The 15,322-nt window shown below is 69.5% G+C and carries 17 protein-coding genes; all 17 read right to left on the reverse strand.

Annotated elements, in window-relative coordinates:
- Positions 1 to 19: 19 nt before the first annotated feature.
- The 17 genes from AORI_RS70565 to AORI_RS70645 all read right to left on the reverse strand — a co-directional run bounded on the left by AORI_RS70565 (position 20) and on the right by AORI_RS70645 (position 15,088).
- A complete protein-coding gene (locus AORI_RS70565) occupies positions 20 to 1,015 on the reverse strand; it encodes a tyrosine recombinase XerC (RefSeq protein WP_046200027.1) in 996 nt (331 codons plus the stop codon).
- A gap of 105 nt (positions 1,016 to 1,120) precedes the next feature.
- Positions 1,121 to 2,260 (reverse strand): DNA-processing protein DprA, encoded by a 1,140-nt coding sequence (dprA, locus tag AORI_RS70570; protein ID WP_016336226.1) that lies wholly within the window; start codon positions 2,258 to 2,260, stop codon positions 1,121 to 1,123.
- On the reverse strand, positions 2,257 to 3,768 hold the full coding sequence (locus AORI_RS70575) for a YifB family Mg chelatase-like AAA ATPase (protein ID WP_016336227.1): 1,512 nt from the start codon (positions 3,766 to 3,768) through the stop codon (positions 2,257 to 2,259). The genes dprA and AORI_RS70575 overlap by 4 nt, the downstream gene beginning before the upstream one ends.
- The gene (locus AORI_RS70580) at positions 3,769 to 4,155 is read right to left on the reverse strand and encodes a YraN family protein (protein WP_016336228.1); all 387 of its coding nucleotides are present in this window, start codon (positions 4,153 to 4,155) and stop codon (positions 3,769 to 3,771) included.
- Positions 4,156 to 4,399: 244 nt separating this feature from the next.
- On the reverse strand, positions 4,400 to 4,723 hold the full coding sequence (locus AORI_RS70585; RefSeq protein WP_003096226.1) for a DUF2469 domain-containing protein: 324 nt from the start codon (positions 4,721 to 4,723) through the stop codon (positions 4,400 to 4,402).
- The gene (locus tag AORI_RS70590) at positions 4,720 to 5,499 is read right to left on the reverse strand and encodes a ribonuclease HII (RefSeq protein WP_043848300.1); all 780 of its coding nucleotides are present in this window, start codon (positions 5,497 to 5,499) and stop codon (positions 4,720 to 4,722) included. Before AORI_RS70590 ends, AORI_RS70585 begins: the two co-directional genes overlap by 4 nt.
- Before the next feature lie 58 nt (positions 5,500 to 5,557).
- The gene (lepB, locus tag AORI_RS70595; RefSeq protein ID WP_016336230.1) at positions 5,558 to 6,487 is read right to left on the reverse strand and encodes a signal peptidase I; all 930 of its coding nucleotides are present in this window, start codon (positions 6,485 to 6,487) and stop codon (positions 5,558 to 5,560) included.
- Between the two features lie 31 nt (positions 6,488 to 6,518).
- The gene (rplS, locus tag AORI_RS70600; RefSeq protein WP_005154717.1) at positions 6,519 to 6,887 is read right to left on the reverse strand and encodes a 50S ribosomal protein L19; all 369 of its coding nucleotides are present in this window, start codon (positions 6,885 to 6,887) and stop codon (positions 6,519 to 6,521) included.
- 182 nt (positions 6,888 to 7,069) lie between these two features.
- The gene (gene trmD / locus AORI_RS70605; RefSeq protein ID WP_016336231.1) at positions 7,070 to 7,834 is read right to left on the reverse strand and encodes a tRNA (guanosine(37)-N1)-methyltransferase TrmD; all 765 of its coding nucleotides are present in this window, start codon (positions 7,832 to 7,834) and stop codon (positions 7,070 to 7,072) included.
- Positions 7,834 to 8,346, reverse strand: coding sequence for a ribosome maturation factor RimM (rimM, locus tag AORI_RS70610; protein WP_016336232.1), 513 nt, complete (start codon positions 8,344 to 8,346; stop codon positions 7,834 to 7,836). The genes trmD and rimM overlap by 1 nt, the downstream gene beginning before the upstream one ends.
- 16 nt (positions 8,347 to 8,362) lie before the next feature.
- Positions 8,363 to 8,602 (reverse strand): RNA-binding protein, encoded by a 240-nt coding sequence (locus AORI_RS70615; RefSeq protein WP_003103110.1) that lies wholly within the window; start codon positions 8,600 to 8,602, stop codon positions 8,363 to 8,365.
- Positions 8,599 to 9,045, reverse strand: a complete 447-nt coding sequence (rpsP, locus tag AORI_RS70620) for a 30S ribosomal protein S16 (RefSeq protein ID WP_005154724.1) — start codon at positions 9,043 to 9,045, stop codon at positions 8,599 to 8,601. Before rpsP ends, AORI_RS70615 begins: the two co-directional genes overlap by 4 nt.
- Before the next feature lie 157 nt (positions 9,046 to 9,202).
- A complete protein-coding gene (locus tag AORI_RS70625; protein ID WP_016336233.1) occupies positions 9,203 to 10,009 on the reverse strand; it encodes a CPBP family intramembrane glutamic endopeptidase in 807 nt (268 codons plus the stop codon).
- A 57-nt stretch (positions 10,010 to 10,066) separates the two neighbouring features.
- Complete coding sequence (locus AORI_RS70630; RefSeq protein ID WP_016336234.1) at positions 10,067 to 10,816, reverse strand: CPBP family intramembrane glutamic endopeptidase; 750 nt, start codon at positions 10,814 to 10,816, stop codon at positions 10,067 to 10,069.
- A gap of 45 nt (positions 10,817 to 10,861) precedes the next feature.
- Positions 10,862 to 11,935 (reverse strand): amidohydrolase family protein, encoded by a 1,074-nt coding sequence (locus AORI_RS70635; protein ID WP_016336235.1) that lies wholly within the window; start codon positions 11,933 to 11,935, stop codon positions 10,862 to 10,864.
- 3 nt (positions 11,936 to 11,938) lie between these two features.
- Entirely contained in the window at positions 11,939 to 13,474 is a 1,536-nt protein-coding gene (ffh, locus tag AORI_RS70640) for a signal recognition particle protein (RefSeq protein ID WP_007032900.1), read from the reverse strand.
- Between the two features lie 78 nt (positions 13,475 to 13,552).
- Positions 13,553 to 15,088 (reverse strand): pentapeptide repeat-containing protein, encoded by a 1,536-nt coding sequence (locus tag AORI_RS70645; protein WP_046199849.1) that lies wholly within the window; start codon positions 15,086 to 15,088, stop codon positions 13,553 to 13,555.
- Positions 15,089 to 15,322 lie beyond the last annotated feature (234 nt).

The raw sequence follows: 15,322 nt of genomic DNA on the forward strand, positions 1-15,322 counted from the left end.
TGCCGAGTCCTCCCCGGCATCATCGGGCCCGGGGGTGCGCGCGGTCGTGGATCGCCTTCAGCCGATCGACGGTCACATGAGTGTAGAGCTGCGTGGTAGCCAGCGTAGCGTGACCAAGCAGTTCCTGAACGCTTCGAAGATCAGCGCCGCCTTCGAGCAGATGGGTGGCCGCGGAATGCCTCAGGCCGTGCGGGCCCATGTCGTTCGCGCCCGGCACCGAACCGACGGCGTCGTGGACGATCCGCCGGGCCGTCCGCGGATCGAGCCTGCCTCCACGTGCCCCCAGGAAGAGCGCCACTTTCCCGGGCTCCTTCGTTTCGACGGCGAGCTTTCCCCTGCCCTCGTCCAGCCAGGCCCGCAAGGCAGTTTCGGCGGGGACACCGAACGGCACGACACGTTCCTTGCCGCCCTTGCCCAGCACGAGCACGACCCGGCGGGAGAAATCGACGTCGCCCACATCCAGCCCGCACAGTTCCGAGACCCGCACGCCGGTCGCATAGAGCAGTTCCACGATGGCACTGTCCCTCAAAGCCACCGGGTCGCGCTGTTCGGCACCGGCGGCTGAGAAGCGCATGACGTCGCTCGCCTGCTCCGCGCGGAGGACCCCGGGGAGCTTGCGGTGCGCGCGGGGCGCCACCAGCCGGCCGCCCGGATCCGAGGCGAGCGCCCCGCCCCGGTGGGCCCACGCGGTGAAGGTGCGTGCCGCCGCGGCGCGCCTCGCCAGTGTCGTGCGGCTGGCCCCCTCCTCCCGTTGCCGGGCGAGCCAGCCACGCAGGGTCCCGATGTCGAGATCCTCGAACCGGCCGCCGTTCCCGTCCACGAAACCCATCAGCGACACGATGTCGCCGAGGTAGGCACGCACGGTGTGCGCGGACAGCCCGCGTTCCAGCGAAAGGTGCCGCTCGTAGTCGTCGATCAGCTTCCGGACAGGCTCCGGCAGCGCGGCACGGGCGGCGCGCAGATCGGGTCTGCGGGCGCGTTTCCCCGTGCCGTGGGCACCTTCGGTCGACGGCATGCCGATCACGCTGCGCGATGTACGGCGGATGGTCAAGTATCGCCGCACCCTGTTGTGGTGTCCGTGGTCGGATCGTGCCGGGATGGCGTCTCAGGTGTAGGCCAGTCAGGTCTTGGCGGCCCGTCTTCGCCACCCTGTGTCACTCCTTTCCGCGAAGCCGTCGAGCTCCAGTTCGGGAAGCAGCGAGCGGACGCGCTCGACCGGGACGCCCGACTCGGCCGCCAGCCGTTCCTCGGGTCTCGCCGACCGTGCGGACAGCGCGTCGTGCACTCGCAGCGCCTCCGGACCGAGCCGATCGGTGCGGCGGCGCGGTTTCGACGGATCCGCGCCCGGCGCGCCGAGGCGTCCGGCGGTCTCGAGGATCTCGTCGACCGAGGTCACCAGCGTGGCCTCGCCTTCGCGGATCAGCGCGTGGCAGCCGGCGGACATCCCCGACGAGACCGGCCCGGGCATGGCCATCACGACCTTGCCCAGGGCTCCGGCCGTACTCGCGGTGTTCCGCGCGCCGCTGCGCCTGCCCGCCTCGACCACGACGGTCCCTTCCGTGAGCGCCGCGATGAGCCTGTTCCGGACGAGGAACCGATGCCTCGCGGGCGAAGTACCCGGCGGGTACTCGCTGACCACCGCGCCGACCTTTCCGATGTTGCGCAACAAGGTCGCGTGCTGCGCCGGGTATCCGACATCGGCTCCGCAGCCGAGCAGGGCCACCGTCGTCCCGTCCGCGCTCAACGCGCCCCGGTGGGCCGCGCCGTCGATCCCGTACGCCGCTCCCGAGAACACCGGGATCCCGCGGCTCGCGAGGTGATAGCCCAGCTCGGCCGCGTGGTGCTCGCCGTACCCGGTCGCCGCGCGGGCACCGACGATCGCGATCGCCTGGTCGACGGCCTCGTCGAGCCTGGCCGGGCCACGGACCCACAGCGCCAGCGGAGGTGCCACACCGGAAACTCCCCTGCGCTGCGCCACGGCCAGCGAAAGCAACGGCCAGGCCGGCCATTCGCCGTCTTCCGGGATGACGAGCCTGGTCTCGTCGGCCGCGGCCCGCTCCAGATCCCGCTCGGCGTAGTCGTGCGCTCGCCGCGCGGCCGTCTCGTCACGCACCTTCGGCGGGCAGTCGGCGCGCCGCACCCGTTCCGCGGCGACGACCGGGCCGACTTCGTCCACGAAACCGGCCAAAGCGGGTGCCGGGGGCTCGGCCACGCGGAGGAGGTACGACCGCGCGAGACGTTCGGCTTCGAGTTCACTCATCCGGATGACCTCTCCCGGAAGTTCAGAGCCGCCGCGACCTCATCCGCCTCCGGCTTGTCGGCCCCCTTCAAATCGGCGAGTGTCCAAGCGATGCGAAGGCAGCGGTCGGCGCCGCGCGCCGTGATCGAGCCCCTTTCCAACGCGCGGTCCAGCAGGGCCGTGACCTGCGACGGCAGGGCGAACTCACGGCGCAGCGCGGGGCCGGGCACCTCCGCGTTCGTGAGCCAGCCGTGCTCCGCCCAGCGTTTCGTGGCCCGCTCGCGTGCCTCCAGCACCCGCTCCCGGACGGGCGCCGACGCCTCGGGCGGCTCACTCAGGTGTGCGTTGAGCGCGGACAGCGGACGCAGCCGAACCCGCAGATCCACCCGATCGAGTAGTGGCCCGGACAGCCGGCCCAAGTAGCGCCTTCGCACGGTCGACGAGCATGTGCAGTCGGCGTCCTTCGCCGGGGCGCAAGGGCAGGGGTTGGTCGCCATCACCAGCTGGAACCGTGCCGGGTACCGCACGGCGCCCTTGACCCTCGCGATCCGCACTTCGCCCTCTTCGAGCACCGTGCGCAGCGACTCCAGCCGCTCCGGGCCGAATTCGCAGACCTCGTCGAGGAACAGGATTCCCCGGTGCGCACGGCTGATCGCGCCGGGGACCGCCAGGCCGCTTCCGCCACCGATCAGGGCGGGCACGCTGATCGAATGATGCGGCGCGACGAACGGTGGCACGGTGACCAGCGGTTCGGTGCGGGAGAGCGAACCGTCGATCGAATGCACCGCTGTCACCTGCAGCGACTCTTCGGCGGTCAGCCTGGGAAGCAGGCCGGGAAGCCGTTTCGCGAGCAGGGTTTTGCCCACCCCGGGTGGGCCGGTCATGAGCAGGTGATGCCCTCCGGCCGCGGCCACCTCCAGCGCCCATCGCGCTTCCGGCTGTCCCACCACGTCGGCGAGGTCGGGTACCCGCGGCGGCTCCTGGACGACGCCCGGCTCGGGGCGGGTGAGCTCGCCTTCGCCCTTGAGCCAGTCCGCGAATTCGCTCAGCCGCGCCACCCCGCCGACCTCCAGGCCGTCCACGAGAGCGGCTTCGAACAGCGACTCGGCGGGAACGACGGCCCGTCGGTACCCGGCGTTGCGCGCCGCCAGCAGCCCCGGCAGCACCCCGCGGACCGGCCGTACCCGGCCGTCGAGGGCGAGCTCGCCGAGCAGCACGGTGTTCAGCAGCTTCGTGGCGGGGACCGAGCCGGTGGCGGCCAGGACCGCCGCCGCGATCCCCAGGTCGTAGCCGGACCCCACCTTCGGCAGATTCGCCGGCGACAGGCCGAGGATCACCCTCTCGTCCGGCCAGGTCCGCCCGGAATTGCGCACGGCGGAACGGACCCTGTCCTTGGCCTCTTTCAGCCCGGTGTCCGGCAGCCCGACCATCGTCACCCTCGGCGATCCGCCGCCGATGTCGGCCTCGATCTCGATCACCTTGCCGTCGACGCCGAGCAGCGCGACGGACCAGGCCTTCGCCAGCGCCATTCAGAACGCCGCCTTGATATGCCGCACCCGGGGCGGGGCATCGGGCGCGGCGACGATCGCGACGATGTCGTAGCGGACCGGGCACCAGCGGATCATGAACTTGCGCTGCCACTGGTACGCGAGACGGCGGATGCGATCGGCCTTATCCGGTGTCACCGCCTCGGCCGGGGTGCCGAACTCCACTCCCGTCCTCGTCTTCACCTCGCAGAAGACGAGGACCTTCCGGTCGGTCGCGATGAGATCCAGCTCGCCGTCACGGCAACGCCAGTTACGGCTCAGGACGACGTAGCCCTTCTTCTCCAGATGCCGGACCGCGAGGTCCTCGCCCCAGCGGCCCAGCTCGATCCGAGGTGCCCCGGCGGGTGGCCGCTCGGCAATGCTCGTCATCTCGATCCCCCTCAGCGATCGTCACGGTGCGTGTGTGATCAACGCTGCCAGGGTGAGGGGGTGGCGGACAGGCCCGATTTCGGCGCCTGTGGACAACCGGGGTGTTGTGGATGGTTGGGCCGTCAGGGGAGCTCATCGGCCGGAATTGGCGGTGGGCTGTGCTATGGGGACCGGTGCAAGTACGTGAAGGCCCCCTTCACTGCGTTGGACGCAGTGAAGGGGGCCTTCACGTACTTAGGAAAGATCAGCCGGAGAACGGTCCGTCTTCCGGCAGCCGGAGATCCGGTTTGTCGAGCTCCTCGACGTTGACGTCCTTGAACGTGATGACCCGGACGTGCTTGACGAACCGGGCGGGCCGGTACATGTCCCAGACCCACGCGTCGGACATGCGGACCTCGAAGTACACCTCGCCGCCACCGTCGCGCACCTGCACGTCGACGGCGTTGGCCAGATAGAACCGCCGCTCGGTCTCCACCACGTACGAGAACTGGCCGACTATGTCGCGATACTCGCGGTAAAGCGAGAGCTCCATCTCGGTCTCGTACTTCTCGAGATCCTCTGCGCTCATGAAATCCGCGCCCCTCCTCGCGATTTTGCTGCTGTTCCAGCGGCGGAGCGTTCATTGTTACCCACGTGCGGGCCGAGGGCACGTATCGGCACGCTCGGGTTTTCCAGCGCCGCGACGGTCAGCACGACCGGGTGAGGCGGCCGCACCCGGTGCGCGGCGGCCGCCGTGGCCACGTTGGCGTACGACCAGCGATGGACCGGACTCGGACCGTGAGTGTCGAGCGCCGCGCTGTGGTCGGTGGTGCTGTACCCCTTGTGCACGTCGAAACCGTAATGCGGGTGGACGTCGTGCAGGTCGCCCATGATCCGGTCCCGGGTGACCTTCGCCAGCACCGAAGCAGCCGCCACGCAGGCGACGGCCTTGTCCCCCTTGATCACCGGGACGCTCGGGGCGGGCAGCCCGGACACGCGGAATCCGTCGGTCAGCACGTACCCGGGCGTGTTCCGCAGCGCCGAGACGGCACGCCGCATGCCTTCGAGGTTCATGACGTGGATGCCGAACAGGTCGACCTCGGCCGCCGGGATGACGATGACCGAGTAGTCGACGGCACGCTGGACGACCCGGTCGTACACGCGGTCGCGGGCCTTGGCCGTGAGCACCTTCGAGTCGGTGAGCTCGGGCAGGCGGGCGGCGTCTCCAGGACGCAGGACGCAGGCGGCCACGACGAGCGGGCCGGCGCAAGCACCGCGCCCTGCCTCGTCGACTCCGGCGACGGGCCCTAGGCCCCGCCGGTCCAGCGCACCCTGCAAACCCCAGAAGAGGTCGCCACGCACCACTGCCCGCGGCGGCCGAAGCGGCTCGGCCGGTGTGAGCGGTACAGGAACTCTCAAGGCCTTACCGCCTCCGGTCGACCGCCTTGCGCACTCCGGCCGACATCCGCCTGCCGAGGAAGAGCACGGGCCACGCCGCGGCGATACCGACTCCCAGCGGGAGCCCCTGCTGCCAAGCCGGGGCGCCGAGCGCCAGCGGCTGAGCGTTCGCCTGCGGGTTGTGGTCCGAAACGCCACCCCAGCGGCCGGGCGGGAGCACGATGACCCGTGCCTTGCCGATGATGTTGTCCACCGGGACCGCGCCGTTGACCCCACCGCCACCCTGGATACGGGAGTCGCTGGAGTTGTTGCGGTTGTCGCCCATCACCCAGACGTAGCCGGCGGGCACCTTGACCGGCTCGAACGTCCGCTCGGTGGGGGCCATGCCCTCTTCCCAGTGGACGTACGGCTCGTCGAGTGCCTTGCCGTCGACGACGACGCGGTTGTTGTCGCAGCACTGGACCGTCTGGCCGCCGACCGCGATGATCCGCTTGACGAAGTCGCGCTCGTCCGGCGGCGCGAACCCGATCAGGGAACCCAGCGTGCGGAATCCGGTGACGAAGATGTTGCTGGACTCCGGCGTGTCGATCTCGCCGACCCAGGCGGGCGGGCCCTTGAAGACCACCACGTCGCCCGGGGCGGGATCGGTGAAGTCGTACGTGATCCGATCGACCAGGATCCGGTCGCCCGTGCATCCCGAGCAGCCGTGCAAAGTGGTCTCCATCGATCCCGAGGGGATCATGTAGACCTTGGCGAGGAACTGCTGGATCAAGATCGTCAGCACGAGCGCGACGACGATCAGGATCGGCAGTTCCTTCCAGAACGACCGCTTCTTGTTGACCTTGCCGAATTTCTTGGAACCGGACCGGCCCCGGCGGGAGGCCCGGGTGGGGCGCTCCTCTTCGGGGCGATCGGGCTCGTCTTCGGAGGTGTTCTGGGACACGGGTTCGACCACGACGCCAGGTTACCTGTAACCGAGTGGCTACCTACTTGGCGGAGGTCGTCTCGCGGTTTTCGCGGCGTTCCTTGATCTTGGCGGCCTTGCCGCGCAGCTCGCGGAGGTAGTACAGCTTCGCCCGGCGGACGTCGCCGCGCTTGAAGACCTCGACCTCGGCGATGTTCGGCGAGTGCACCGGGAAGGTGCGCTCCACGCCGATGCCGAACGACACCTTGCGGACCGTGAAGGTCTCGCGGATGCCGCCGCCCTGGCGACGCAGCACGACGCCCTGGAAGATCTGGTTGCGCTCGCGGTTGCCCTCGATGACGCGGACGTGAACCTTGAGCGTGTCGCCCGGTCGGAAGTCCGGGATGTCGGAACGCAGTGACTGCGCGTCCAGCGCGTCCAGGGTGTTCATCGGTGGTCCGTCCTCGTCTTCGTATGGCTTACGTGCAGCTTGGGCGCGCAGTGTCGGGCACTGCGACCTACCCGGGGGCTGATGGCGTTCCGGCCGACTTCGCGCTTTGACCCGAGCCAGTGTCCGGAGTACAAATTCGCGCGTCTGCTCACGCCAACCTGTCAAGTATTGCAGACCAGGTCTCAGGTGGTTGACCCGGCCTGGTCGCTGCCCTCGGCCAACCGGTCGAGGACCTTGAGATCGTGCTTGTCGAGACTACCCTCCGGCAGCAGGCCGATCAGTTCGGGCCTGCGCCGTACGGTGCGTTCCAGCGCCTGGTCGCGGCGCCAGCGGTCGATCAGCGCGTGGTTCCCCGAGCGCAGGACGTCGGGGACGGCCAGGTCGCGCCAGACCTCCGGCCGGGTGTAGCTGGGGCCTTCGAGGAGACCGTCGGAGAACGAGTCCTCTTCGGCGGAGCGGGCGTTGCCGAGCACTCCGGGCAGCAGCCGGACGACGGCCTCGACCATCACCAGGACCGCGGCCTCGCCGCCGACCAGGACGTAGTCGCCGATTGAGACCTCGTCGACGGGCATCCGCCGCGCGGCGTCGTCGATCACCCGCTGGTCGATGCCCTCGTAGCGACCGCAGGCGAACACGAGGTGCTCTTCCGCGGCGTACTGGTGGGCCATGGCCTGGGTGAACGGCCGCCCGGCGGGGGTCGGGACCACGAGGCGGGTGTTCTCGCCGCAGACGTCGTCCAGGGCGGGGCCCCAGATCTGCGGTTTCATCACCATGCCGGGCCCGCCGCCGTACGGGGCGTCGTCGACGGCGCGGTGGACGTCGTGCGTCCAGTTCCGCAGGTCGTGGACGCCGACCTCGATGAGGCCGCGGTCGATCGCGCGCCCGAGCAACGCGGCGCGGAGCGGGTCGAGGTATTCGGGGAAGATCGTGACTACGTCGAGGCGCATCAGGCGTCCAGCAGGCCTTCCGGCGGGTCGAGGACCACGCGGCCGCCGGCGACGTCGACGGCCGGGACGATCGCCTTCACGAACGGCACCAGCACCTCGCGCCCGTCGTGGTCGATCGACAGCAGTTCCCCGGCGGGCGAATGCACGATTTCGCGTACCTTGCCGACGACGGTGCCGTCGGCGAGTTCGGCCCGCAGGCCTTCGAGTTCGTGGTCGTAGAACTCGTCGGGGTCTTCGGTCGGCAGCAGCGCCGAGGTGTCGGCGATCAGCAGCGCGCCGCGGAGGGTCTCCGCGACGTCCCTGGTCAGCACCTCTTCGAAACGCACCAGCAGCCGCCCGCTGTGTTCGCGGGCGGCTGCGATGGTGAGGTCTCTGCTGCTGCCGTCACGCAGCTTCGTCGTGACGGCCGAACCGACCGCGAACCGCTGTTCCGGCGAGTCCGTGCGCACGTCCACCGCGAGTTCCCCGCGGATTCCGTGCGCCTTGGCGATACGGCCGACTACGACGTCCATCCCGTTCTGTCCTTGGTCAGCGATCGGTGTCGACGACGTCCACGCGGACGCCGCGGCCACCGATGCCGCCCATGACGGTGCGCAGGGCGGTCGCGGTACGACCGCCCCGGCCGATCACCTTGCCGAGATCGTCGGGGTGCACGTGCACCTCGAGCGTGCGGCCACGGCGCGTGGTCAGCAGCTCGACCCGGACCTCGTCCGGGTTGTCGACGATCCCGCGCACCAGGTGCTCGAGGGAGTCAGCGAGGAAGCTCACGCCTCGGCCTTGTCACCCTCGGCGGCTTCGGCCTTGTCGGCCTCGGCCTTCTTCGGGGCGGACTTCTTCTTCGGCGTGGTGGCTTCGGCGGAGGCCGAGTCACCGGCGGCCGCGAGCGCGGCGTTGAACAGGTCCTGCTTCGACGGCTTCGGCTCGGCGACCTTCAGGGTGCCCTCGGCGCCCGGGAGGCCCTTGAACTTCTGCCAGTCACCGGTGATCTCGAGGATGCGCTGGACCGGCTCGGTCGGCTGGGCGCCGACGGACAGCCAGTGCTGGGCCCGCTCGGTGTCGACCTCGATGAAGCTCGGCTCTTCCTTGGGGTGGTACTTGCCGATCGTCTCGATGGCCTTGCCATCACGGCGGGTGCGCGCGTCGGCGACGATGATGCGGTAGTACGGCGCACGGATCTTGCCGAGACGCTGCAGCTTGATCTTGACGGCCACGGGTGTGGGTACTCCTCAGTTCTCTCTGATGCATGTGGAAGGCGCACGCCAGCCGAGTGGGGACACGGCTGCGCACACCCGAAGGGTGAGCTCGGGCGCGGTGAGAGGGTCCGGCCAAAGCAGGCAAGCGTACATTCTGCCAGACGCTAGTTGGCTGTCAGAACGCGGCTATCCCGAGCGAGGCGAGCAGGATCGTCACGGCCGGGAGGAAGTTGTTCACCTGATGGGCGACCACGCTGCCGAGCAGCCGCCCGGTGAACACCCTGGCCAGCCCGATCGGGATCGCGATCACCAGCAGCAGGGTGGTGCGCAGCGGTTCGAGGTGGCTCGCCGCGAAAACCGCCGTGGAGACCAGGAACGCCGCGATCCTCCCCCAGCGTTCGGTGCGCCAGGTCAATCGCTCCACCGCGCCCCAGAGCAGGCCGCGGTAGATGATCTCCTCGCAGATCGGCCCGACCAGCCACAGGTAGATGAACATGACGACGGCCGCCGAGACCGACATCCGCCGGTCTTCGACGAGCGCACTGATCGCCGACGTCGCGTTCTCGTTGCCGACGGCCTGTGTCCACACGTAGGCGGCGAGCGAGGTCAACCCGAGCCCGAGCACGCCGAGTTTGAGCCCGACCTTGACGTCGGCCCAGCTCCAGCCGATCCGCAGGTCGGTGAACGGGCCGTTGCCCCGCAGCCGGGTGATCAGCAGCGCGACCCCGGCGGCGACCATCGTCGGCACCATGGTGCCCAGCAGCACCATGCGCATCGGCAGGGGCTGGCCGGGCTGGACGTCGCCGAGCAGGACGCTGATGAACGCCGCCGACGCCAGCAGGACGGCCTCCACCAGGAGGAAGGCCCCGAATCCCCAGCGATGCGGCGGTGGCGTGTCGGGCGCGGCCACCTCACCTCCGGCAGTGAGTTCGTCCGGCGGCGCCGCCTCGGGGATCGGCTCCCTGGGCTGAGATACGGTCACGCCGATCCTCCGGTGATCGTTCGGTTACTCAAAGACTCTAACCGCCTGGAGCGGCGATCACCTCGCCGCGAAGAGCAATACAGCCGGTGGGAGGTTGTTGGCCGCGTGCGCGATCACCGACGCGCTCACCCGGCCGGACAGATAACGGGCGAGGCCGATGGCGATCCCCTGGCCGAACAACGCGATCGTGCGCGCGGCCTCGCCGTGCAACTGGGCGAACACGAGCGCGGTGACCAGCAGGATCACCCACGAGGGCAGGCGATGGAAACCCATGGCGTTCCACAGCGTGCCGCGGAAGAGCAGTTCTTCGGTGACCGGAGCGGCGAGGACGACGATGACCGCGGCCAGCACCAGCCAGATCGTGTCGCCCTCGGTGGTGCCCGAGAGTTCGGTGATCGGCCCCGGCGAGACGTCGGAGAAGGTCCTCTCGTCGCTGTCGGTCCCGTACACGGCGAGCAGGAGCAGGTTGAGGAGGTAGCCGGCGGCGAGCGCGGCGGCTCCGCAGGCGAGCCCGATCCGGACGTCGCGCCAGGTGGGCTTGAGCCCGAAGTCCGTACGAAGCCCCTGCCCCCAGACGCGCGAACCGACCGCGGGGCCGAGCCCGAGGACGAGGGTCGGCAGGAAGGCGAGGATCAGCAGCGGGCCGACGTCACGGAGTTCGAGCGGGTCGTAGCCACCGAAGCGGCCCGACATCAGGAAGCTCATGACGAGCGTGACGAGGTGGTATCCGGCGATGCCCGCGAAGAACGCTACGAATCCCCAGTGCGCTCCGAGCACCAGACGCTCGCGAGCCTGCCCGTCGTCCACCACGCCTCCACGCTAGGTACCGCTCCGGTCACAGGTGGAGTCGGGTCAGGCGTAGATCTTGCCACGCAGCACGATGTGGCTCGGATGCCGGAGCACCGCGAGATCCTCACGCGGATCGGTGGGGTAGACGAGCAGATCGGCCGAAGCGCCGTCGGCGATCCCCGGCACGCCGAGCCAGTCGCGAGCCGCCCACGAAGCCGAAGCCAGCGCCTGCTCCGCGGACATGCCCGCCTTGTGCAGCGCCTCGATCTCGTCGACGAGCCTGCCGTGCTCGACCATGCCGCCCGCGTCGCTTCCCGCGTACACCCGGACACCCGCCTCGATCGCCGTCGAGACCATCTCCCCCACGCCGGCGTGCAGCGCCCGCATGTGGTCCGCGTACACCGGGTACTTGCCCGCCTTGTCCGCGATGCCGGGGAAGTTCTCGATGTTGATCAGGGTCGGCACCAGCGCGATGCCTCGTTCGGCGAGGACGCCCAGCTGGTCCGACGAGAGCTCCGTGCCGTGTTCGAGGCAGTCGATCCCCGCGTCGATCAGGCCGGGCAACGCGGCTTGGCCGAACACGTGCGCCGTCACCTTGGCGCCCTCGGCGTGCGCGGCGGCGATGGCCTCGGCGAGGACGTCGTCCGGCCACAGCGGCGCGAGATCGCCGACCCCGCGGTCGATCCAGTCGCCGACGAGTTTGACCCAGCCGTCGCCGTCACGGGCCTGCTCGGCGACCGCCTTCGGCAGCTCGGAAGGGTCTTCGAGTTCGATACCGAGGCCCGGGATGTAGCGCTTGCGCAAGGCGAGATGCCGTCCGGCGCGGATGATCCGCGGCAGATCGGCGCGCTCCTGCAACGGCCGGACGTCGATGGGCAGCCCGCAGTCGCGGATCAGCAGCGTCCCGGCGTCGCGGTCGGTGATCGCCTGCTCGGCGGCCTCTTCGAGGGTGGTCGCGCCGCCGACCCCGATCCCGGGATGGCAGTGCGCGTCGACCAGGCCGGGAACGAGAAAGCCTTCCCGGACAACGGTTTCCGCTCCGGCCACCGGTTCGGTCGTGATCCGGCCGCCGGTGACCCACAGCTCACGGTGCTCGCCGTCCGGCAGGACGACGCCGGCCAGGTGCAGCGCCTCCACGGGCTACTTGTCCTTCGGCAGCTTGAACTTCTTCGGGTCGAACCCGGGTACGTCGTTCATGCCGCCGAGCTGGGAGAGATCGGGCATTCCGCCGGGCATCCCGCCGCCAGGGGGCAGCATCGGCATGCCGCCGGGGAAACCGCCACGGACCTTGGGCTGCGTCGGGCCGCGCCCCTTGCCCTTCTTCCCCTTCTTGCCCTTGCGGTTCTTGCTGCCGCCGCCTCCGCCGCCGAAGCCGAAGCGGCCCGCCATCTGCGCCATCATCTTGCGCGCTTCGAAGAACCGGTTGACCAGGTCGTTGACGTCGCGGACGGCGACACCGGACCCCTTCGAGATCCGGACGCGGCGCGAGGCGTTGATGATCTTCGGGTCGGCCCGCTCGGCGGGGGTCATGCCGCGGATGATCGCCTGCAGCTTGTCGAGCTGCTTGTCGTCGACCTGCGCGAGCTGGTCCTTCATCTGCCCGGCGCCGGGCAGCATGCCGAGCAGGTTGCCGATCGGGCCCATCTTGCGGACCGCGAGCATCTGCTCGAGGAAGTCCTCGAGGGTGAGCTGGCCGCTGCCGAGCTTGGCCGCGGTCTGCTCGGCCTTCTCCTGGTCGAAGTGCTGCTCGGCCTGCTCGATGAGGCTGAGCACGTCGCCCATGCCGAGGATCCGGCTGGCCATCCGGTCCGGGTGGAAGAGGTCGAAGTCTTCGAGCTTCTCGCCGTTGGAGGCGAACAGGATCGGCTGGCCGGTGACCTGGCGGACCGACAGCGCGGCACCACCGCGGGCGTCACCGTCGAGCTTGGTGAGCACGACACCGGTGAAGCCGACGCCGTCGCGGAACGCCTCGGCCGTGGTGACCGCGTCCTGACCGATCATCGCGTCGACGACGAACAGCGTCTCGTCCGGCGAAACGGCGTCGCGGATGTCCGCGGCCTGCTTCATCAGCTCTTCGTCGACACCCAGACGGCCGGCGGTGTCGACCAGGACGATGTCGTGCTGGGCGCGCTTGGCCTCGTCGATGGCGCGGCGGGCGACGTCGACAGGGTCGCCGACGCCGTTGCCCGGCTCGGGCGCGAAGACCGCGACCCCGGCCCGCTCACCGACGACCTGCAGCTGCGTGACCGCGTTGGGGCGCTGGAGGTCACACGCGACGAGCATCGGCGCGTGGCCCTGCTTCTTCAGCCACATCGCGAGCTTGCCCGCGAGCGTCGTCTTACCGGCACCCTGCAGACCCGCGAGCATGATCACCGTCGGCGGGTTCTTCGCGAACGTGAGCCGCCTGGTCTCGCCGCCGAGGATGGTGACGAGTTCCTCGTTGACGATCTTGATGACCTGCTGCGCCGGGTTCAGCGCGCCGTGCACCTCGGCGCCCTTGGCGCGCTCCTTGATCCGGGCGATGAAGTCCTTGACCACAGACAGCGCGACATCCGCCTCGAGCAGCGCGATCCGGATCTCGCGCGCGGTGGCGTCGATGTCGGCGTCGGAGAGCCTGCCCTTGCGAGACAGGGTCTGCAGGGCGGACGTGAGCCGATCGGAGAGGGTGTCGAACACGGGTGTGCACGCTCCAGCTGGGTCGTTGTGGCTCGCCGGTACGAACCGGCGGCTTCCCAGGGTAGTCGGTGTCCGAGGTCAGCGTTTGACGCGGTTGCGGACGGCCAGCAGGGTCAGTCCGAGCAGCAGCGGCCCGAGGACGCGCATGACCAGCCGCAGGACCTCGCCGAACGGGGTCAGCTCCTTCGGCAGCGTCGCCAGTTTCGTGTCCAGCGAAACGGTGCTCTGGGCGACGTAGATGAGGGTGTCCCCGAAGGCGGGCGTGGTCTTGAAGCCGCCTAACCAGATGCTCGTGCTCACGACGGCTATGAGGACCGCCAGGGTCGCGAGGGCCCTGAGGGCGCGGAGGCCGTAGCCGGAGACGAGCCAGTAGAGGTGGAGGATGAAACGCTCGGACCACGGGGTGGCCGGGCTGTGGCGGCGCATCTCCATCTCGCCGTAGTAGAAGTCCGCGGCGCCGGGTTCGTTCTTGCTGTCTTCCTGTGCCTTGCGGAGCTGCCGGTAGAGGTCGGCGATGCGGCGGGGGCCGACCGGGGCGGTTCTGTCGGCCCGCCAGGCACGTTCCTCGGCGAGGACCTGGCGGTTGCGGTACGAGCCGAACGTGCAGGCGCCTTCCAGCCGCAGTTTGTCCAGGTGATGCGCGCCGGTGAACCGGCAGTTCGCGAGGTCGATGTCGGTGAACACGACGTCGGCGACGTCCGTTCCCTCGACCGATGTCACCGACGCGGTTCCCATGACCGTCGAAGCCTTGCCGAAGAACGTCCTCTGCAGGGCGACCGCCGAGCGAGCGCCCAGCCGGAGCGTGGCCCCTTCCTCGAACCTGGTTTCTGAGCAGTCCATCACCGGCGCTTCGGCATCGACGAGCATCCGTCTGCGGAACGTCGCGCGTCCGAAGATCAGCTGCTCGGCGGTGACCGGCCCGAAGCTCTCCGCCGTCGTGAAGTCGGCCCCGTGGAAGTCGGCGCAGTCCAGGAAACGGGCCTCCGCGAACCTCGCCCCGCCGTGGAATTTCGCGCCCCTGAACACGGCGCGGCCATCGAACCGCAACGAGCCGAACCCGGCTTCGCCCGCGAATTCCGCTCCCTCGAACGAAACGAGATCGGGGAATCCGCGCGAGAATGACAGGTCGGTTTCGAACTTCGCGTTCTCGAAGGAGACACGCCCGCCGAACCGCGTGTCCTCGAACGTGGTCTGCTCGAACGAAGCACCCTCGAACGTCACCGACCCGGCGAACCGACTGCGAAGAAACGAGGCACTGTCCCGAAAACCGGCTTTGTCGAACCTGACGGCGCTCGCGAACACGGCGTCGGTGAAGTCCGCGTCGAAGAACGTGACGTCTTCGAAAACCGCGAGCCCGGGAAAGCGCGTCTCGGCGAAATCCGCGCGGCCGAACTCCGCGCGACGGCCGTCGATGCTGCCGACGGCGTCGACGAGCCTCCCGACGAGTTCCCCGGAAAGCGTGGTCCCCCGGAGATCGACTTCGGCACCGAGCGAGAGACCACGGAAGTACTCGTCCTGCTGCCCGGGTTCGAGATGCTCGAGACAGTGGTCGAAGTCGAGGACGCGCACGCCGCGGCAGTCCTCGCGCTCGCATGACGGCCAAGCCTCGCCCATGCGTCATTACTAGCGCAGAAAACAGGGCTCCGGGACCGGTCGCCCCTCGCAGACCGGTACCGGAGCCCCTACGGAAGGCTCGCCTCCCCGCGAGCCGACCGTAAGCACACTTGGCGAGCTTCGCGGGACTCGGTATCGCCGGCCCCCCAGTACCAGGCGATTCGCTGCCCGCGCTCTCGCCGCGCGATGGCATAACCATGCCCGGTCACCCTGGGGTCACGGCAGCGTGAAGAC

Source organism: Amycolatopsis keratiniphila (assembly GCF_000400635.2).
Lineage (GTDB): Bacteria > Actinomycetota > Actinomycetes > Mycobacteriales > Pseudonocardiaceae > Amycolatopsis > Amycolatopsis keratiniphila.